General features: G+C 73.2%; 17 protein-coding genes and 1 pseudogene. 5 read left to right on the top strand and 13 right to left on the bottom strand.

The annotated features are described in order from the left end of the window. Positions 1-10: 10 nt before the first annotated feature. The 6 genes from N8I86_RS34430 to N8I86_RS34405 form a co-directional block, all read right to left on the bottom strand. Complete coding sequence (locus N8I86_RS34430) at positions 11-1,462, bottom strand: WGR domain-containing protein (protein ID WP_123440744.1); 1,452 nt, start codon at positions 1,460-1,462, stop codon at positions 11-13. A gap of 165 nt (positions 1,463-1,627) precedes the next feature. Then, positions 1,628-3,232 (bottom strand): ABC-F family ATP-binding cassette domain-containing protein, encoded by a 1,605-nt coding sequence (locus N8I86_RS34425; RefSeq protein ID WP_263279582.1) that lies wholly within the window; start codon positions 3,230-3,232, stop codon positions 1,628-1,630. 174 nt (positions 3,233-3,406) lie between these two features. Further along, the gene (locus tag N8I86_RS34420) at positions 3,407-4,096 is read right to left on the bottom strand and encodes a DUF6882 domain-containing protein (protein ID WP_263279581.1); all 690 of its coding nucleotides are present in this window, start codon (positions 4,094-4,096) and stop codon (positions 3,407-3,409) included. Between the two features lie 95 nt (positions 4,097-4,191). Then, positions 4,192-5,157 (bottom strand): threo-3-hydroxy-L-aspartate ammonia-lyase, encoded by a 966-nt coding sequence (locus N8I86_RS34415; protein WP_263279580.1) that lies wholly within the window; start codon positions 5,155-5,157, stop codon positions 4,192-4,194. A gap of 32 nt (positions 5,158-5,189) precedes the next feature. Beyond that, positions 5,190-5,804, bottom strand: coding sequence for a helix-turn-helix transcriptional regulator (locus tag N8I86_RS34410; RefSeq protein WP_263280196.1), 615 nt, complete (start codon positions 5,802-5,804; stop codon positions 5,190-5,192). A 180-nt stretch (positions 5,805-5,984) separates the two neighbouring features. After that, entirely contained in the window at positions 5,985-6,689 is a 705-nt protein-coding gene (locus tag N8I86_RS34405) for an SDR family oxidoreductase (protein ID WP_073890674.1), read from the bottom strand. Between the two features lie 418 nt (positions 6,690-7,107). On the opposite strand from N8I86_RS34405, the gene N8I86_RS34400 reads away from it, so the two are divergent. The 3 genes from N8I86_RS34400 to N8I86_RS34390 all read left to right on the top strand — a co-directional run bounded on the left by N8I86_RS34400 (position 7,108) and on the right by N8I86_RS34390 (position 10,780). Continuing rightward, positions 7,108-8,508: a uracil-xanthine permease family protein gene (locus tag N8I86_RS34400; protein WP_263279579.1), complete on the top strand. Its 1,401-nt coding sequence runs from the start codon at positions 7,108-7,110 to the stop codon at positions 8,506-8,508. A gap of 66 nt (positions 8,509-8,574) precedes the next feature. Continuing rightward, positions 8,575-10,023 (top strand): amidohydrolase family protein, encoded by a 1,449-nt coding sequence (locus tag N8I86_RS34395; protein WP_263279578.1) that lies wholly within the window; start codon positions 8,575-8,577, stop codon positions 10,021-10,023. A gap of 46 nt (positions 10,024-10,069) precedes the next feature. Further along, entirely contained in the window at positions 10,070-10,780 is a 711-nt protein-coding gene (locus tag N8I86_RS34390) for a sulfite exporter TauE/SafE family protein (protein ID WP_263279577.1), read from the top strand. Between the two features lie 83 nt (positions 10,781-10,863). Here the strand turns inward: N8I86_RS34390 and N8I86_RS34385 are convergent. After that, positions 10,864-11,916, bottom strand: a pseudogene (locus N8I86_RS34385) (LacI family DNA-binding transcriptional regulator); the annotation flags it as partial. A gap of 73 nt (positions 11,917-11,989) precedes the next feature. Then, positions 11,990-12,973 (bottom strand): hypothetical protein, encoded by a 984-nt coding sequence (locus N8I86_RS34380; protein WP_263279576.1) that lies wholly within the window; start codon positions 12,971-12,973, stop codon positions 11,990-11,992. Between the two features lie 240 nt (positions 12,974-13,213). Here N8I86_RS34380 and N8I86_RS34375 point away from each other — a divergent pair, with 240 nt between their 5' ends. Beyond that, complete coding sequence (locus N8I86_RS34375) at positions 13,214-14,692, top strand: glutamate--cysteine ligase family protein (RefSeq protein WP_263279575.1); 1,479 nt, start codon at positions 13,214-13,216, stop codon at positions 14,690-14,692. A gap of 6 nt (positions 14,693-14,698) precedes the next feature. Here the strand turns inward: N8I86_RS34375 and N8I86_RS34370 are convergent, their stop codons facing one another. Together N8I86_RS34370 and N8I86_RS34365 are read right to left on the bottom strand one after the other, a co-directional pair. Beyond that, entirely contained in the window at positions 14,699-16,072 is a 1,374-nt protein-coding gene (locus N8I86_RS34370; protein WP_263279574.1) for a S41 family peptidase, read from the bottom strand. A 195-nt stretch (positions 16,073-16,267) separates the two neighbouring features. Continuing rightward, entirely contained in the window at positions 16,268-16,663 is a 396-nt protein-coding gene (locus N8I86_RS34365; protein ID WP_263279573.1) for a winged helix-turn-helix transcriptional regulator, read from the bottom strand. A gap of 132 nt (positions 16,664-16,795) precedes the next feature. Here N8I86_RS34365 and N8I86_RS34360 point away from each other — a divergent pair, with 132 nt between their 5' ends. Further along, complete coding sequence (locus N8I86_RS34360) at positions 16,796-17,446, top strand: FMN-dependent NADH-azoreductase (RefSeq protein ID WP_123440733.1); 651 nt, start codon at positions 16,796-16,798, stop codon at positions 17,444-17,446. Positions 17,447-17,577: 131 nt separating this feature from the next. On the opposite strand, the gene N8I86_RS34355 is transcribed toward N8I86_RS34360, so the two are convergent. The 3 genes from N8I86_RS34355 to N8I86_RS34345 all read right to left on the bottom strand — a co-directional run bounded on the left by N8I86_RS34355 (position 17,578) and on the right by N8I86_RS34345 (position 19,401). Beyond that, positions 17,578-18,003 carry a hypothetical protein gene (locus N8I86_RS34355; protein WP_263279572.1) on the bottom strand — a complete coding sequence of 142 codons (426 nt, stop codon included), beginning with the start codon at positions 18,001-18,003 and terminating at the stop codon, positions 17,578-17,580. Positions 18,004-18,048: 45 nt separating this feature from the next. Then, a complete protein-coding gene (locus N8I86_RS34350; protein WP_263279571.1) occupies positions 18,049-18,450 on the bottom strand; it encodes a hypothetical protein in 402 nt (133 codons plus the stop codon). 189 nt (positions 18,451-18,639) lie between these two features. Further along, positions 18,640-19,401, bottom strand: a complete 762-nt coding sequence (locus tag N8I86_RS34345; RefSeq protein WP_073890689.1) for a cache domain-containing protein — start codon at positions 19,399-19,401, stop codon at positions 18,640-18,642. Positions 19,402-19,435: the final 34 nt, after the last annotated feature.

Genomic DNA, 19,435 nt, shown 5'->3' with positions numbered 1-19,435 from the left:
GGGCGGCTCGTCACAGCAGGCGGCGGATGTCGCCCCGGACGCGGTAGAAGCCGCCTGCCGCGGGGTGCAGGGCGTCGACGACGTAGCGCGCGCCGGGCTGGCGTATCGCCCGGGGGAACTGGACGTTCCACGAGGTGTCGTAGCCGTCGGACAGCACGTGGACGCGCAGTCGGCCGGACTCCTGGACGCACTCGACCACGACCGCCCCGGCGGGGGCCTGGGCCACGGTGGCCACCGCCGCCACGGCGGTCGCGGGCGCGTACGTCGGCAGCGCGGCGGCGAGCTTGACGTCCCGGACGACCGGCACGGTGCCCTGCTGGGCCGCGGTGACGGCCGCCTCGCTCGCGTCGACGCACACCAGCGAGCCGTCCGTGGTCACCAGATAGAGCCGCTCGTCGCGGTACTGCATCGACAGCGCCGAGCCGCCGCCCGTACCGAGCTTCCACAGCCGCGTGCCGTCCCGGTCGAAGCAGTAGACGGACGAGGCGGCGTCACCGGCGAAGACGAATCGTCCGCCGGGTGAGGTGGCACAGGAGTACACCGCGCTGTCGCAGGCGTACGTCGCCTCGATGGCGCCGTTCGCCTTGGACAGCCGCTGGACCACGCGGTGGGCGGTGCCCGCGTACACCGCGTCGTCCTCCTGCCAGCCGAAGAGCACACCGCCCCGGGTGGCGCTGTGCCACAACTCGCCGCCGCCGTCCGGGGCGTAGGCCGTGACGCCCGACTGGTGGCCGTGGTAGACGGCCCGGTCGTCGGCGCGGACCATCCAGGCGTGCTCGCCCCGGCTGCGGCGGGCCCACTGGTGTTCGTCCTCGTGGTCGATGACGGTGAGCCGGCCCGCACGGTCCGAGACGTTCAGGATGCCCTCGTGGATGTCCAGCCAGAAGATGTCGACGTCGGCGGCGATGTCGTACGCGGCGAACGGCAGCTTCGAGGAGAGGTCGTAGACCTTGCCGTCGTCGCAGCCCGCGTAGATCCAGAAGTCGTCCGCGACCAGGCACTTCACGCCGTCCGGCAGGTTGAACCGGGCACGCACCCCGCCCTCGTGGTCCAGGGTGTAGACGTCGCCGGCCTGGTTGCCCACCCAGCAGTGCTGGTCGTCGACGTGGATGCCGAAGGCCGCGGAGCCCGTGCGGAACCGCCACAGCACCGGTGCCACGGCACGGGCGGTGGACGGAGCGGAGCTGACCTGACGGCGGGTCACCGAACGCGGGGCCCGCTGCCCCTGGACGGCGGGGGCGTACCCCTTGCGGACCTTCTCCCCCACCTTCTTCGCGGCGGCGGCCCGCGCCTTCTCGACGGTCGGGAACGTCGTCGTCTGCGTCTGGCCGGCGGCACCGATCCGTCCGTACCGCACCGTCACCGTCAGGCCGTCGACGGTCACTTCGTAGAACTTGTGGGCGCCGTCGCCCTCCTGTGACAGCTCCAGATACGTCGTCGACACCACGGACGCCGCGGACATGGCAGACCCCTCCCCAGGACGGACCCGCGGCCGTTCCGGCAGGTCCCCACTGCTGAGAACCGTAAGGGGAGGCACTGACAACGTTCCCCGGACGGCCCGTTGGTGGGGCGCCCGCGGGCCCGGGCCGGCGGTGGGGCGGCCGCCGGTCCGGGCCGTGGGGGCGGGTCAGCCGAGGGTGACGAGATCGCGGTAGTCCTCGGTCCACAGGTCTTCGTCCGCGTCCGGCAGGAGCAGGACACGGTCCGGGCGCAGGGCGTCGAGCGCGCCTTCGTCGTGGGTCACCATGACGATCGCGCCCGGATACGAGCCGACGGCGGTCAGGACCTCGTCACGGGAGGCCGGGTCGAGGTTGTTCGTCGGCTCGTCCAGCAGCAGCACGTTCGCCCCGGAGTGGACGAGTCCGGCGAGTGCCAGACGCGTCTTCTCCCCGCCCGACAGCACGGCCGCGGCCTTGTCCGCGTCGTCCCCGGTGAACAGGAACGCGCCCAGGACGCGCCGTGCCTCACCGGCGTCCAGCCCAGGTGCGGCCAGGGTCAGGTTCTCCAGCACGCTGCGTCCGGTGTCGAGGGTGTCGTGCTCCTGCGCGAAGTAGCCGAGGCGCAGCCCGTGACCGTGCACCACCCGCCCGGCGTCCGGGCGTTCGGCGCCGGCGAGCACCCGCAGCAGGGTGGTCTTGCCCGCGCCGTTCAGACCGAGCACCACCAGCCGGCTCCCCCGGTCCACCGCCAGGTCCACTCCGTCCAGCACGCGGTGGCCGCCGTAGGACTTGGACAGGCCGATCGCGCCGAGCGGCATGCGGCCGCAGGGGGCCGGCTGCGGCAGCCGGATCCGCGCGGTCCTCTCGGCGCGCCGGGCCGGCTCCAGTTCGGCCAGCATGCGGTCGGCGCGGCGGGACATGCTCCGTGCCATGGTGGCGGTGGCGGAGCGGGCCTTCATCCGGTCCGCCTGGGTGTGCAGCGCGGCGGCCTTGCGTTCGGCGTTGGCCCGTTCCCGGGTCTGACGTCGTGCGTCCTCCTCCCGGCGGGTCAGGTAGGTGTGCCAGCCGGTGTTGTGGACGTCGATCGTCGCGCGCGTGGCGTCCAGGTGGAAGACGCGATTGACGACGTCGGCGAGCAGGTCCGTGTCGTGGCTGATCACCACCAGTCCGCCCCGGTGCCCCTGGAGGAACGTGCGCAGCCAGGCCAGGGAGTCGGCGTCGAGGTGGTTGGTCGGCTCGTCCAGCAGCAGGGTGCCGTCGGTCCCGGCGAACAGGATCCGGGCGAGTTCCACGCGGCGCCGCTGGCCGCCGGACAGGGCGCCGACCGGTTCGGCCATGATCCGTTCGGGCAGGCCGAGTCCGGCCGCCACGCGGGCCGCCTCGGCCTCGGCCGCGTATCCGCCGCCGGCCTGGAAGGCCGCTTCGGCGCGGGCGTAGGCGGTCATCGCCCGTTCCAGCGCGGCCGGCCGGTCGGCCGCGGCCATGGCCGTCTCCGCCCTGCGCAGCGCGTGCAGCGCGGTGTGCAGTCCGCGGGCGGACAGCAGCCGGTCGGTGACGGTCACGGCGGGGTCGGCGGCGCGGGAGTCCTGGGCGAGGAAGCCGACGCGGCCGGTACGGGCGACCGTGCCCGCGGCGGGCGCCGACCGGCCGGCGAGCGCGGTCAGCAGCGTGGTCTTGCCGGCGCCGTTGCGGCCGACGAGACCGATGCGGTCCCCGGGGGAGACGGTGAGGGAGATGTCGGAGAGGAGCAGGCGCGCGCCCGCGCGCAGCTCGACACCACGAACGGTGATCATGAAGGAACGCTCCGAATAAGCGAAAGGACACACTTCTGGCGTGGAAGCGGGTCCTCAGCTAGGAGATTCGGGGCGTAGACATGCCTTCACGCTAACGCACGGGCTCTCAGCGCGGTACGCGTTTTGCGCCCCGAGGGTCGGGCGCCCAGTGCCGTGGGACGGCGGGTCGCCCGATCAGGGCAGTGCCGTGACCTCGACCTTCGCGAGGCGTCCGAGCGCGTCGAAGTGGGCCTCGGCCGCGCTGCCGCCCGGCAGGTCGGCGGTGATCCGGCCGGGCTCCGCACGCTGGGGCAGACCGTGGTGGTCGAAGTATCCGCCGACGACATGCCGGGCGGAGAAGCCGATCAGGCCCGCTCCGGTCAGGAGGATCCGCGGCAGGGTGACCGGGTCGGGGGCCGCCCGGGGGACCTGCGCGTCGTCGGGGAGGAAGTACACCTGGGTGCCCCCTCCCGCGGGCACGCCGATGTAGCCGGGTGCTCCGGTGATTCCCATGCCGGTGAAGGCGAGCATCTCCGCCGCGCGTCGCGGATCGGCGAAACCGGACAAGTCCACGGTCCCCGCGGTCAGTTCCGCGATTCCGTGGCCCTGTCCGTACCGCTCGACGGCCACGCCCGCCGCCACGACCTCGGTGCCCCGCAGGCCCGGGTTGGCCCAGCCCCACATCCAGGTCCGCTCGGCCATGTCGTAGGTGCCCAGTACCGCGACCCGCAGGTCCAACTCCCCCTGCCGGTAGGCGCATGCGGCCAGGTCGGCGCTCCACGGCCCCTCGGGCAGGAAGCCGGTCAGCACCTCGAGCTGGGCCGCACCCCAGGCGGCGTGCCGTTCGGCCTCCGTGAGGAAGGCGTCGCTGAATTCGGTGATCATGCCCCGACCTTAGAGGTCGGCCGCGCCCGAGGCCCTGACCGCGGCAGGGATGGCCCGTGCCCGAGGCCGCGGCGAGTGCGGCCCACCCTCGGTCGTCAGGCGCTCATGAGCCGGCTGAACCTCTCGGCGTCGATGTTGCCGCCGGAGGCGATGACGCCGATGCGGGGCGGCAGGTCGAGGCGGCCCGCCAGGAGCGCGGCGAGGGCGGTGGCGCCGCTGGGCTCCAGGACGATCTTCAGGCGCTCGAAGGCGAAGCGCATGGCGTCGATGATCTCCTCGTCGGTGACGAGCGTGACGGCGTCCACCAGGCGCTGGTTGATGGTGAACGTGATCTCGCCGGGGGTGGGCAGGGCCTGGCCGTCGGCGATGGTGCGCGGCACGGGTACGGTGACGCGCGCGCCGCTCTCCAGGGAGCGTTTGGTGTCGTCGCCCGCCTCGGGCTCGACGCCGACCACCCGGACCCGGGGATGCAGGGCCTTCGCGGCGATGGCGCTGCCGGCGATGAGACCACCGCCTCCTACCGGTACCAGGAGGGCGTCCAAGGGACCTGTCTCGTCGAGGAGTTCGAGCCCGGCCGTGCCCTGGCCGGCGATGACATGGGGGTGGTCGTAGGGCGGGATCAGGGCGAGACCCCGTTCCTCGGCGAGCGCCTCGCCGAGGGCGGTGCGGTCCTCGGTGTAACGGTCGTAGGTGACGATCTCGGCCCCGTACCCGGCGGTGGCCTCCCGCTTGGAGCGGGGGGCGTCCTCGGGCATCAGGATGACGGCGCTGGTGCCCAGCTCTCGGGCCGCCAGGGCGGTGGCCTGGGCGTGGTTGCCGGAGGAGTAGGCGGCGATGCCCTTCGCGAGCTGCCGCGGCGTGAGCTGGGCGGCGGCGTTGTAGGCGCCGCGGATCTTGAAGGCGCCGACGCGCTGGAAGTTCTCGCACTTGATGAACACCTCCGCGCCGACACGGGCGTCGAGGGTGCGGGAGGTGAGGACGGGGGTGCGGTGGGCGACGCCGTCGAGGCGTACGGCGGCTTCGCGGATGTCGTCGAACGTCACGGGCAGGGCGGCGGCCACGGCTGTGTCCTCATTCCACGTGGTGCCGCTGGTCACGGCGTCGTCTTCGCGTAGTTGTAGACCGTCGCGCGGGAGACGCCGAGCAGATCGGCGATGGTCTGCGCCGCGTCCCGCGAGTCGAAGTGGCCGTCCCGGTGGAGCTGCCGCACGAGGGCTCTCTTGTCCTCGCGGCTCAGCGACCGGGGGGTGGCGGCACGCCGGGCGCACAGCTCCTCCACCGCCCGGCGCAGCTCTCGCGCGTTGCGGTCCCGCAGCGTCTCCAGTGGCTGCTCCCGGTGCGCGGTGTCGGTGGCCACGAGGTTGGCCAGGGTGAGCGTCAGGGGCGACAGCAAGGAGACGTCGAGATTCAGGCAGAGCGCGGCGACGTACTCCCCTTCGGCGTTCCGGATGCCGATGGACGTGCTCTTCGCCGGGCGGCCGTCGGGGAACCGGTTGGGGTAGTTCTGGACCACGTCGGGGTATGCGGGGTCGGCGATCCGGGCCAGACCCAACTCGGTCGCGGAGTCACCGATCTGACGTCCCGACAGGTTGTTCTCGATCGCCCGGACCGCGCGCTCCGGGTCCCGGAGGTCGTGCAGCACGACCTCGCACAGTCCGGGGAACATCCGGCCGAGGGCTACGGCGATCTTCTCGGCCTCCCGGATCAGGTGCTCGTCCGCCTCCGCGGCGTCCGGCCGTGCCGGGGGCGCCCCGCCGGGGTCGGCCCTCGGCGTCTCGACCGCAGATTCGCGCACCCGGCCCTCCTTGGAATTCCTGTCCAACCCTGGACAGAAAGACTAAGGAGTGGGCCGGGCGCTGTCCAGCCCCCGCCGGGCGGGAGCCGCTCGTCAGGCGGCCAGTTGCGGGTACATCGCGGCCAGGTCTCCCGAGAGCCCCGCCTTCACCTGCCGGGACACGTCGTCCGCCAGGACCTCGAACGCGCCGGACTCGACGCCGTCCAGCGCCAGGGCGGCCACATCGCCGGGCGCGGACTTCGGGGCGTCGACGTGCGCGGCCATGTCCGTGTCGACGTAGCCCACATGCAGTCCGGTGACCTCGATACCGCGCGGACGCAGTTCCAGGCGCAGGGTGTTGGTCTGCGACCACAGGGCCGCCTTGGTGGCGCTGTAGGAGCCGGCGAGGCCGATCCAGGAGAGCACGGAGTGGACGTTCAGCAGGTGCCCTCCCCCGTTGCGCTCGATGACCGGCGCGAAGGCGCGGGTGACCAGCAACGGCCCGAAGAAGTTCGTCTCGAACTCCGCACGGATGTCACCCACCGCCGAGTCGAGGAAGGAGGTCGCGCCGAGGGAGACGCCGGCGTTGTTGACGAGCAGGGTGACGTCCGGGGCCTGGGCCGCCGCGGCCTGGACGGACGCCGGGTCGGTGACCTCCAGGGCGAGGGGTACGGCGTCGGGGTGCGTGACACTGCGGGGGTCGCGGGCCGTGGCGTACACCTTGGCGGCGCCGCGCGCGTACAACTCCTCGACCAGCGCCTTGCCCAGCCCGCGGCTGCCGCCGGTGACCAGCGCGACGGAGTCCTTGATCGCAGTCATGGTGATATCTCCCAGTAGAGGAAACCGATCGGTTTCCACCAAGGTAAACCGATCGGTTTCCGACGGCAAGCGGATCGGCCCGCGAACCGGACCGGACGCGGGCGCACGGCGCCACCCCGGAGCACCGACAGGACGGACACGGCCACCGGGTGCGGCCATGCCACACCGGGAACTCCCGGCCTGTAGCCGGTCGTTGATGGGGGAGGCCGTCGCCCGCCGCTCGCGGGTCGAGGCCGTGGCGGTGGCCGAGAGGAGCGCAGCGTGACAGGACGGCGTCGACTCCCCTTCCACCCCCTTGACCGACCCCCCGTCCACGGCTCCATACTGGCGGCCAAATCGATTTGGCCAAATCGATTTGGCCGCCGTCCACGGCCGGATCGTCGAGGCCTGAGCCGAGCGAGCCGAACGGAGCCCGCGCGTGTCCAGTCCCGTACATCCCGTCGACCCCACTCCCCCGCCCCGAGACACCCCCGATGCGGTCCATCCCGTGGACGAGTCCCGGCCGCTCGGCCGGATCCTGCTCTTCGGCGTCCAGCACGTCCTCGTCATGGCGGCGACCCCCATCTCCGCGATCTTCCTGATGAGCGCCACCCTGCGGCTCAGCCCCGGGATCACCGTCGATCTGCTCTCGGCGGCCCTGCTGCTGTCCGGGATCGGATCGCTCGTGCAGTCCCTCGGCCCCTGGAAGTTCGGGCCAAGACTGCCGTTCGTGATGCTGCCGGGCGGTGCGCCCCTGATCCTGTTCATGGCGATCGCGCAGCAGCACGGACTGCGTACGGCCACCGGGGCGGTGCTCCTCACGGCGGCCTTCACCTTCCTGGTGCTGCCGCTGTTCGCACGGCTGCTGAGGTTCTTCCCGCCGCTGGTCATCGGCACCATGATCGTCATCGTCGGGGTCAACCTCGTGAAGGTCGGCGCCCTGCTGGTCACCGGCCCACCGGGCGCGCCCGGCTTCGGCGATCCGGCGCGACTGGGGCTGGCGTTCGCCACCATCGGTCTGATCGTCCTGTTCACCCGGCTGCTGCGCGGAGTACTCCGGCAACTCGCCGTACTGCTGGGCCTGGCCGGGGGCACGGCCCTCGCCTTCGCCGTGGGTCAGGTCCACCTGGACGCGGTGCTCTCGGGCGGCCTGATCGGCGTACCTCGGCCGCTGCCGTTCGGGGCGCCCGTCTTCGACGTGCTGGCCGCGCTGCCGCTGATGCTGTACAGCCTCGCGTCCATGGCGGAGGCGACCGGGCAGACCGTCATCAACGCGGAAGCGGTCGGCAAGAACATCGACGTCCGCTCGGACGTGCCGCGCACCGTACGCGGGGACGCGCTGACCTCCCTGCTCGGCGGCTGCTTCGGGCTGCCGCTGATGGTGACCAGCGGGGAGAACATCGGGATCGTGCGGGTCACCGGCGTGCGTAGCCGGTACGTGACGGCCGCCGCCGGTGTCGTCCTCGTCGTCCTCGGCTTCCTCACTCCGGTCGCCCGGTCGATCAGTGTGATGCCCTCCGCGGTGGTGGGAGGCGCCGCCATGGTCGTCTTCGCGGTGATCACCGTGCTCGGTGTGCAGATGCTGCACCGGGCCCGGCTGGAGGACCACACGTCCATGGTGACCTGCGCCGTCGCCCTCGCACTGGGGCTGCTGCCGATCCTCGTTCCCGGGGTGTACGCCGGATTCCCGTCCGGCGTACGGATTCTGCTGGAGAGCGGGGTGGCCGTGGGCGCGTTCGTGGCGGCCGTCCTCAACGTCGTCTTCCACCATCTGGGGCGCCGTCACGAGGCCGTCCCGGCCCGGCCGGCCGAGGCGCCGGGCCCCGCCGCCCACGTATGAGCGCCGTCCACCGCCCCACCACCACGACCAGCCGTCCACAGCTCCGCCCGCAGCCTACGGAGAACCATGACCGACCCGACCCACGACCTGCTCCGCCACGACACTCTGCTGCTGGTCCCCGGCGTGACGCTGACCTCCGACGGCCCGCTGGACCGGCAGGCCGTCCTGGTTCGGGGCGGTGTCTTCGATGACGTCGGCCCCGTCGAACGACTCCTGCGCGCCCACCCGTCGCTGACACCCGTGCGGCTGCCGGAGCACGTGCTGATGCCCGGCTTCGTCGACACCCACCACCATCTGACCCAGAGCTTCGGCGGCGCCCTCGCCTTCGGGGAGCCGTCGGAGATCTTCCGGCGGGTGTGGGTGCCCCTGGAACGCGCCCTGGACGAGGAATCGGCTTACGTCGCCGCGAAGTTGGCCGCGCTGGAGTCGCTGCGGGGCGGCTTCACGACCGTCGCCGAGTCCGGTACCCGGGCCGCCGTGGACGTCGACGTGGTGGCCTCGGCCACGCGGGACGCGGGCATCCGCTGTGTGCTCGGACTCGTCTGCAACGACGCCTCGGACGGCACCGGCGCGGACGCCGATGCGCGGGTCGTGCTCGCCGCCGCCGAGCGGCATCTGGCGCGCTACGGCGGCGCAGACCTCGTCCACCCGTCGCTCGCCGTGTCGGTGCCGGAGGCGGCCACCGCGGCCACCTTGGCTGCCACCGCACGGCTCGCCGCCGACGCGGGAGCGGTGGTGCAGATCCACGTGAACGAACACCTCGTCGCCGTAGAGCGGTCCCTGGTCCGGCACGGGCTGCGGCCGCTGGAGTATCTGCATCAAGTCGGTTCGCTCGGGCCGCAGTTGCTGGCCGCGCACGCCACGCTGCTCACGCCGTCGGAGGTGACGCTGCTCGCCGACAGCGGCGCGGCGGTGAGCTACAACCCGGTGGCCAGCGCCTGGAAGGGCAACGCGGTCGCTCCGGCGACCCTGTTCGCCGAGCGCGGTGTCCGGTTCGGGCTGGGTACGGACGGCACGCGTGGGGACGGTTTCCGGCTCGCGGACGCGGCCGAGTTCGCGCAGCGGCTCACCTACGGCCTGGCCAGCGGCGACTCGTCCTGCGGTGCGGGCTGGACCTGGCTGGAGCGGGCCACCGCGGGCGGTGCCGACGCGGCCGGACTCGGCGGGCTCACCGGGCGCGTCGCCCCGGGCGCCGCCGCCGACTTCCTGCTCGTGGACGTCGGCGGGCCGGAGATGCAGCCGTCCTGGGACCTTCCCTGGGAGCTGGTCCGGCGGGGCAACCGGGACCAGCTGACCGCGGTGTTCGTCGCCGGCCGCATGCGGTTGTGGCGGGGCTGGCCGCCGGACTGGGACGGCCCGGCCCTGGTGCGCCGGGCCGCCGAGCTGGGCCGGCGGGTGGTACGGCGGGCCCAGGTGGTGCGGGCCCATCCGACCTCGATGGCCGCGAGGAACCGCGCGGCGACGGCTCCTCCCCGCTTTCCGGCCCCGCCCCCGACGCGGCGGGGACCGCGGTAGCAGCCGCCGGCCTGGCGGCTCCCGCGCGACCCGAGGGCTGTCCGCGATGAGCGGCGGCATGCTCGTGGTGCTGGCGCTGACCGTCGCGGCGGCCGCGTTCGTGCAGGGCGCCAGCGGCCTGGGGTTCGCGCTGATCGTGGCTCCGGTCGCGGGACTGCTCGATCCTGGCCTGCTGCCGGTGTTCGTGCTGACGGCGATGATCCCGCTCAATCTGTACGTCGCCTGGCGTGAACGGCGCAGCCTCGACCTGCGCGGCGCCCGGTGGATCACGGCGGCCCGGCTGGCGGCGACACCGGCGGGACTGGCGCTGCTGTGGGTGATCCCGGAGGGCGATCTCGGGGCCGTGGTCGGGGCGGCCACCGTGCTGGCGGCCGTGGTCAGCCTGGCCGTACCCGCCTTCGTGCCCGGCCCGGGCGCCTACGTGGGCGCCGGGCTCGTCACCGGCCTGACGGAGACGGCGACCGGGGTGGGTGGGCCGCCCCTCGCCCTCGTCTACCAGCACCGGCCGCCGGGGGAGCTGCGGGCCACGGTCGCCGTCTGCTTCCTGGTCGGCGAAGTGGCCTCCCTCTGCCTGCTGTTCGTCACCGGGCGGGGCCGTGCGGCGGACCTGGGCTGGGCGCTGCTGCTGCTGCCCGCGCTCGCGGCGGGTGCCTGGCTCAGCCGGCTGGTGCACCAGCGCGTGGACACGCGGAGGATGCGCGCCTTCGTCCTCGTCTTCGCGCTGGTGTCGGGAGTGGTGCTGATGGCGGGCACCTGACCGGGCGATTCCGCCTCAGTCGGCGGTCCGTTCCGGCCCCCGGCCGGGCCCGGCAGCGCCGGGGCGTCGGGGCCGGCCGGGTGCGGCCGGCGCAGTGACGAGGCGCGCGCGACGAGCCGGGGCTCGGGCGCGGGCGTCACCCGCCCGTCGGCCGGCAACTCCCCCTCACCGCCGGGCCGGCCCCCGCCCAGCCGGGTGAGCAGCAGCTCCACCGCGTCCCCGGCGGCCCGGTCCAGACGCAGGTCGACCGCGGTGAGCGGCGGCTCGCAGGTCCGGGCCCGCAGTCCGTCGTACCGGGTGACGACCATGACGTCGTCGGGGACGCGGCGTCCCGCCTCGCGCAGCGCACGTACGGCACCGACGGCGAAGGCGTCGACGAGGACGCACAGCGCGTCGACGTCGGGGTGTTCGGCGAGCAGGGCGGCGCAGCACGCGTACCCGGCCTGCTCGCCGCCGTCCTCCGGCGCGCCGGCGACGACCGGCGGCCAGCCGTGTGCGGCCGCCGCCCGTTCGTAGGCCGCGCGGGCGTCGACCGTGGAGTGGCGGGTGCCCGCGCCGACGACGAGCGCGGGGTGCCGGGCGCCCTGCGCGCGCAGGTGCTCCAGCAGCAGGTCGACGACCGTGCCGCCGTGCAGGTCCACGTAGGGTGCGTCGTCGTCGGGCCCGGTAGGCCGGCCCAGGGCGACGTACGGCAGGCCCCGCTCGCGCAGTTGGGCCACGGCCGGATCATCCGCCTCGGGTTCGACGACGATCGCGCCGTCGATGTCCACCGAGTACAGGGCGGACGCGGACCGCACGGGCGGGATCAGCACGAGGGCGTACTCGTGGACGAGGGCCCGCTCGGCGGCGGCCGCGGCCACCTCCATGTAGAACCCGAGGCGCGAGGGGCCGCCGGCCACCGCGAAGGGCATGGAGGAGGCGAGCGCGATCGCCCTGGCCTGGCCCCGGCGCAGCCGCTGGGCACGCAGGTTGGGCCGGTAACCCAGCTCCGCCGCGACCCGCTTGATGCGCTCGCGGGTGCGGGGATCGACCTTGCCGATGCCGTTGAGAGCGTGGGACACCGTGGTGCGCGACACCGACGCCGCCTCGGCGACGTCGGCGATCGTGGGCCGGCGGTCGCCTCGGGGCAGGGTCATGCGCCCATCTTGCCTCAACCGCCGCTCTCCGGGCCCGGCGCCCTCGGCCCGGCCCGTCGCAGGTCGGGGGTGTTCACTGCACCAGGAACGCATTGACGCGGCCGGCGGCGATCTGCCGCTTGCCCGTGACCGGCTGCGCCACCGCGGGGAACGGCTCGGAACTGTTCACGCTCCAGCGGTATCCGGCGAAGAGGTCGGTGCCCGGGTCGGCGTAGAAGACCATGTGGCCGTAGCCCACGCCGTTGTGCTCCTCCCAGCGGTTGTCGGCGGTGATGTCGGCCCGGGTGTCGGGGTTGGCCCGGTAGCGGTCGACGCTGGTCTGGCTGGCCATGTCGGGACCGCCGTGCGGGTTGTCGGTGCAGTCGACGACCTGGAAGAGGTGCGGGACGACACCGGGTATGCCGAGCCGGCTGTCGACGGAGGAGGCGTAGGTGCCCAGGTAGGCGCGGATCATCACCGTGTGGCCCGTGTAGGGCGCGGTCCGCGCGTCGGGGTCCTTGTCCCAGGCGACGAGGTCACCGGGGCGCAGATTGACCGGCTTGGTCACCGGATCGAAGTGCGGTACGGCGGAGGCGTTGAGGAAACCGGCCTGCAGGTCCTCGGCGTTGGGGTAGGAGCCCGTGCCGCGGGTGGAGCCGTCCTTGGGCGGGAAGTACTGGTCGAAGTACGACGGGGTGGCCCAGCCGTAGGCGGTGTCGGTGCCGTAGGCGCGCTCCAGCAGGAGCGTCAGGAACGAGGCGCACTGGGAGAGGTTCTCGAACTCCTCCGGGTGCCCGGCGCGGCCCCAGGTGACCGTGGTTCTGCCGAGGGTCCTGCCGTCGTGCTCCGCGTTGTACCGGTTGTGGCTCCACTGGTCGGCGCGCAGGCGCAGGTATTCCACCAGCGTCTCGGCCTCCAGCAGGTGCGGCGGCTTGAGCGGGTACATCGCGGCCGTCTTCTGCTCGGCGGCCACGGCGCGGCCCGTCGTGACGAGCGGCGTGGCGGTCGCGGCCAGCGCGAGGCCGGCGGTTCCGGCCAGCAGACGGCGACGGGAGGGGCGGGCTGAGGGCGTGGACACGCAGGCTCCTTCGAGGCGGACGGTGTGTGCGGTTCGGCCGCACCCTACTCACAAGTGATCTTGTGACGGAAGGCGCGGATGCCCTATGAGCAGGCATGAAACAGGAATCCGGGCCTCCGGCCGGGCCTCCCGCGTGCCCCTTGATCACTCCGGTCCGGCCGGCATCCGCTTGGTGCGGGTCGCGCGATGGTGCGACGCTTGGGGGGAGAGGTGCCCGACGAGGGGATTCCTGGAGGGCCGATGGGACGGGACGTCCCGGCGCTCGTCTTCACCCGCGAGGACCGCCGCCGGTACCGGATCAAGATGCAGGAGTGCCTGGACGCACTGGCCCAGATGCTGCGCGACGAACGGTTCGAGTCCGAGCGGCCCCAGGTCGGCCTGGAGATCGAGCTGAACCTGGTGGACGACGACGCCGAGCCGGCCATGCGCAACAGCGACGTGCTGGAGGCCATCTCCGATCCCGCCTGGTCCACCGAGCTGGGCCGGTTCAACCTGGAGATCAACGTTCCGCCGCGGCGCCTCACGGCGGGCGGCCCGGACGCCTGGGAGTCGGAGATCCGCGCGGCCCTCAACCACGCCGACGAACGCGCCCGGTCGGTCGGCACCGGGCTGATCATGGTCGGCATCCTTCCCACCCTGCGGCAGCAGGACATCGGTGAGGACTCGCTGTCGGAGAATCCCCGCTACCGGCTGCTCAACGACCAGGTGTTCGCGGCCCGGGGCGAGGATCTGCGCATCGAGATCGACGGCGTCGACCGGCTGCGGACCTACGCGGACACCATCACCCCGGAGGCCGCCTGCACCAGCACGCAGTTCCATCTCCAGGTGTCACCGGAGGAGTTCGCCCCGTACTGGAACGCGGCGCAGGCCATCTCCGGCGTCCAGGTCGCGCTGGCCGCGAACGCGCCGTTCCTGTTCGGCAAGGAACTGTGGCACGAGACCCGTATCCCGCTGTTCGAGCAGGCCACGGACACCCGCCCGGAGGAGATCAAGGTCCAGGGGGTGCGGCCCCGGGTGTGGTTCGGCGAGCGCTGGATCAACAGCGTCTTCGACCTGTTCGAGGAGAACCTGCGCTACTTCCCGGCGCTCCTGCCGCTGTGCGACGAGCAGGACCCGGCGGAGACCCTGGACCGCGGCGACATCCCCGAGCTGGGCGAGCTCACCCTGCACAACGGCACCATCTACCGCTGGAACCGGCCCGTCTACGCCGTCGCCCACGACGTGCCGCATATCCGCGTGGAGAACCGGGTGCTGCCGGCCGGGCCGACCGTCGCCGACACCCTCGCCAACGGCGCCTTCTACTACGGGCTCACCCGGGCCCTGGTGGAGGAGGACCGGCCGGTGTGGTCGCGGATGTCCTTCGCGGCGGCCGAGGACAACCTGCACACCGCCGCGCGGAACGGCATCGACGCCCTTCTGTACTGGCCCGGGATGGGCGAGGTGCCGGTACCGGAGCTGGTGCTGCGCAGGCTGCTGCCGCTCGCGCACCGCGGCCTGGAACACTCGGGCATGGACGCGGCGTGGCGGGAGCCGCTGCTCGGGATCATCGAGCAGCGCTGTGTGACGGCCCGCAACGGAGCCGTGTGGCAGAAGGAGATGTTCCACCGTTTCGAGACGACCGGGCGCACCGGCCGTCATGAGGCGCTGCGGCGGATGGCGCAGCTGTACATGGACTACATGCACCTCAACGCCCCGGCACACACCTGGCCGGTGGACTGAACCAGGTCATCGGCGCCTCGCCAGCAGGCGGACCGCCCGGTCGAACGCCGAGTCGCGGTTCTTGTCGAACTCCTCCTCGGTGAAGACCGGTTCGGCCAGCTGCGGCGGGATCCCGGCGCCGTCGAAGGTGCGGCCCGTGCGGGTCAGGTACTCCTCGTTCGGCAGGGCGAACAGTATGCCGTCGGGGAGGTGGCGGACCAGCACGTCCGAGAAGACGCCCTGGGTGGGCTGCCCGATGCGCACGGTACGGCCGGGACGGTCCAGCAGCGCCTGGGTGAAGGTCTCGCCCGCGCTGACGGTCGACCCGCCGGTGAGTACGGCGACGGGGCCGCCGTAGCGGGGTGCGCGGGCCGGGACGACTCGTACGGGTTCGGGCCGGGTGTGCCGGGCGGGGTCGGCCGGGTGGTTACGGGCGCGTTTCGCGTAAGCGGTGTAGGGCGTCCGGGTCAGCCGCTCCGCGATGCGGATGCCGAGCGTGTCGGAGCCGCCGTCGTTCACGCGCAGGTCGATGATCAGGCCGCGCAGGCGCCGCGTGCGGTCGCGGGTGAGGACGGCGTCCAACGCCCCGTCCAGTACGGCCCGTTCGGCGGCGTGCGGCGCTTCCTCGCCGGTGTAGCCGCCGAAGCCGGACAGCCGCAGGTAGCCGAGGTCGCCCCGCAGATCGGCGTAGGTGATCCGGCCCGCGCCGAAGTCCCGGCGGCCGGAGGCGTGCCTGAGGTCCCGGGCGACGACGAACTCCTTGGTCCTGGCTTCCAGTTCCGGGGTCGGCCGCGCGGTGCCGGGGCGTATCTCGCTGAGGACGCGGTCGCCGTACCGCAGCACGACATGGGCGTCGTACAGGGGACGGAGCATCCGGCTGAAGATCTCGAACAGCTGGTCCCCGGTGGTGTCCCGGTGGACCTGCGGCCGGTAGCGGTCCCGTACGGCGTGCCAGTCGACGCCCTTCTGCGCGAAGAACGGGTAGTTCTCCTCGAAGGTCTGCCAGAGGATGTCGAAGGACGTGCGCGGGTCGGTGGCCGCCGGCCGCGCACAGGCGGCGGGAAGGGCCGGCAGCCGGGTCAGCCGTCGGCGGCCCGTCGAGGTGTCGGCGGTGAGCCGGGCTCGGTCCGGGTCGCTCGTGGTCCGCACGGTCAGGACGGTTCCGGCCGCCGTCGTGTAGGTACCGGGCCCGGTGCGCCGCGCGGTGTCGCCCCTGACACAGCTCAGGGAGGTCGTCTGGTACTCGCGCAGCGCTCCCCCGCCGAGGACGAGGACGGTGCCGTAGCCGTCCGTGCGCCACACCCCGTCGGTGCCGGGCGGGCCCGGTCGCTCGGCGGCCGTGGCCGGTACGGCTCCGGCGGCGAGGGTCAGGGCGGCGGCGACGGCCATGACGAGGCGCACGAGCGGTCCTTCCGGTACGGGATCACGGGCCACCAGGGTGACCGACGCCCGCACCCCCCGGCCACCGGTCCGCTTCCTCGCATCACCGGTCGACTGCCCGCCGACGAAGCGGCACCGCCGACGAGTTGGGGGAGAAAGGGCGGTCCGCAGCAGGCTCGGGCGACGTCACACGGCTCGATGGCGCCCCGCGCTCTCCTAGGCCGTCGCGCCGGCCGGTCGCCCCCGGTCGAGGCCGCCGGTACACGGTCCGGCGTCCGGCAGATGGACCTTCGCCCATTCGGCGAGCTCCTTGAGCGCGGGTTCCAGGGCGGCTCCGGCGCCGGTCAGCCGGTAGGAGACCCGCAGCGGCGGGCCCTCGTCCACCTCGCGTAGGACGAGACCGGCGGCACCGAGTTCCGCCAGGCGGTCGGACAGCATGCGTTCGCTGATGCCGGGGACGGCCCGGCGCAGGTCGGCGAAGTGCGCGGGCTGTTCGACCAGGACCGCCACGATCGGGCCGCTCCATCGTTTTCCGAGCAGCTGGAAGACGCGGGTGATGCCCTCGTCCACCCGCTTGCACGCCGCGCTGTCGTGGTTCTGGTCCGCCGCCATGGGATCAGGGTACTACCCCGAGGTAGGGGGATGAAAAAAAGTAAGTACCTATGTTAGACATAGTCGAGTACGAAACGTGAGCCCGTTGTCGTCGAGGCAGCGGGCTGCCCTTCCCGTTTTCTGGAGATTTCCATGGCCACCCTGCTGCACATCGACTCCTCCGTGTCCTCCGGCGAGGCGTCCTCCTCGCGCGCCGTCACGGCGGCCTTCCGGGCGCACTGGCAGGAGCAGCACCCGGAAGGCACGGTCGTCTACCACGACCTGGCCGCGCGGCCCGTCGCCCACATCACCGCTGACGCGCACTTCGCCGGGTTCGCCGACCCGGCCTCCCACACCCCCGGACAGGCCGCCGCGTTCGCCGAGCGCGTCAAGCTGATCGAGGAACTGGAGCAGGCGGACGCCGTGCTGATCGGCGCCCCGATGTACAACTTCTCGATCCCCTCGACCCTCAAGGCCTGGCTGGACAACGTGATCCTGCTGGGCCGCACGGCGGGCGAGGCCCAGTCCGCCAAGGGCACCCCGGTGACCGTCGTCGCCAGCCGCGGCGGCTCCTACGCGCCGGGCACCCCGCGCGAGCCGTTCGAGTACGTGCAGAACTATCTGTCCGCCGTCCTCGGCACCGCTCTCGGTCTCGACGTCGACTTCATCGTCCCGGAGCTGACCATGGCCCCGCACAACCCGGCGATGGCCGAGCTGGTCCCGCTGTTCGAGGCCTCCCGGGACCGCGCCCTCGAGGAGGCGGCCGCCAAGGCGAAGGCGCTCGCCGGGCGCACCGCGGCCTGACCCCCGGCCGGCCCGGGCACCGCGACGGTCGCGGTGCCCGGGCCGGTGACGTGTCCGGGACGGTGACGTGTCCGGGACGGTGGAGTATGCGGGGCCGGCGGCTCGCGGCTCGGCCGCGTCCGGGTCGTCGCCTACGGGTATTCGCAGTAGACGGGGCTGCTGTCGGTCTCGGTCGGGACACCCGGGACCGGGCCGTCGTTGGAGCCTCCGCTGACGTAGACGGCGCTCACCCAGCCGAGCCACCCCTGCGGGGTGACGATCTCCACCCAGTAGTGGTTGTAGTAGGGCCCGTCGGTCACACGGTCGCCCCAGCGCTGGCAGTAGGCGTACACACTGACATTGGTCAGCCGCTCGCTGCTCGCCAGACCGCACGTGGTGCTCGCGCACTGGCGCACCCTCACCTGGCTTCCCCAGATGTGCACCGTGCCGCCGGAGGCCGCGGCCCGGGCCGGGCCCGGCGCGACGCCCAGCAGGGCGGCCATGCCGAGCAGGGCGGCGAGCAGGGCGCGCACGGGGAGCCGTGACCCGGACGAGCGGGTCGTGATCTTCGAGGTCACCGCGGAATTCCTTTCCTTCACACACATGGCCGGAAGCGGGCGCGGTCAGCGACAGTCACTGTCCGTCGGCAGCCCGGGAACCGGTTCGTCGTTGGCGCCGCCGCGCACGTAGACCGCGCTGATCCAGCCGATGGGTCCGCCCGCGTTGACCTGGACCCACCAGTCGTTGCGGTAGGGGCCGTCCGTCACCTCGCTGCCGGTGCGCTGGCAGAAGGCCGTGACCCACCGCTTGCCGATCTGCGCGTGGCTGATCGGCGGGCACGCGGCGGACACCTGCGGGCAGGCCCGGACGTTCACGCCGGTCGCCCACACGTACACGCTGGTGTCGTCGGCGGTCGCGTGTGCCGGTGCCGCGCACAGCAGGGGCACCACGGCGGCGACGGCGACGGCACCGGCCGACAGCGTGCCGCGCAGGGCGCGCCTGGCCGTACGAAGGCTGGTCGTCATGGCTCTCCTGTTCCGGGGCGCTCCTCGGCGGGCCGCGGGCACCCGGGGGCGGGGCGGGGTGCTGTCGCCGAGGGGACCGCTCGGGCGGCCCCGCCGTATGACTGCGGCGTCCGCGGGTACTCCCGGACGTGCCGACGGCGGGCGGGAGCAGGCGGGGGTCCTGCTCGGGGGGGGCGGGGAGCCGGCGCCTCAGGCCAGGACGAGCACCAGGGGGATCCCGCGGCACGGCACCAAGAGCATGCCGTCGTACGTGCCGGGCCGCCCGTCGGTGAGGAGTTCGCCGAAGTCGGGGCCCTTGGTGAGGGAGCCGGCCAGCTGGGCGGGGTCGGTGGAGGCGGCGACGCGGCCGCGGGCGTTGACGAGGCGGGCGGGGCGGTCCAGGTGCCGCAGCAGGGGGAGGACGGCGGCCTCGAAGTGCCGGAGGTAGACGTCGGCCGCGGCCACTCCGGCGAACCGGCCCCGGACGCACACCGGTTCGGAGAGGGTGAGGCTGTACTCGTCGGAGCAGAGGTAGTCGACGTACGGTCCGGCCACGGCCCGGCGGCCGGTGTCGCGGGGCAGCGCGAACCAGTCCCAGTGGGTGTAGTCGGCGTACGCGGAGTGGCCGGGGTCGAGGTCCAGGACGAGCGGGCGCACCTCGCCGTCGGCGTTCGACTGCCACCACTCCAGCCAGGCGGGCACGTCGGCCAACAGGCCCGGGGCCACGACGAATCCGGCGCCGGAGACGAGTTCCTCACGGGTCAGGCGCAGGTGCAGGCCCGGTCGGAGGGCGGCGAGGTCGGCGCTGGTCGGGCGGCGGCCGTCGGCGGTCGCGCGGCCGAGCAGGGCCGCCGTGTCCGCGCGGGTCGCCGCGACCGCGTCGAAGACCGCCTCCAGCGCACCGCCCACCTGTGCGGCCACCCACGTTGTGGTGTCCGTGCCGAGGGTGGCCGGCCCGGAGCTGACGCCCATGGTGTCCTCCAGCGGACGGGAACCGGACGCGGCG

The sequence above is a fragment of the Streptomyces albidicamelliae genome (assembly GCF_025642175.1).
Taxonomy (GTDB): domain Bacteria; phylum Actinomycetota; class Actinomycetes; order Streptomycetales; family Streptomycetaceae; genus Streptomyces; species Streptomyces albidocamelliae.
Note: the sequence above shows the minus strand (reverse complement) of the source record. Positions and strands in the feature narration are given on the sequence as shown.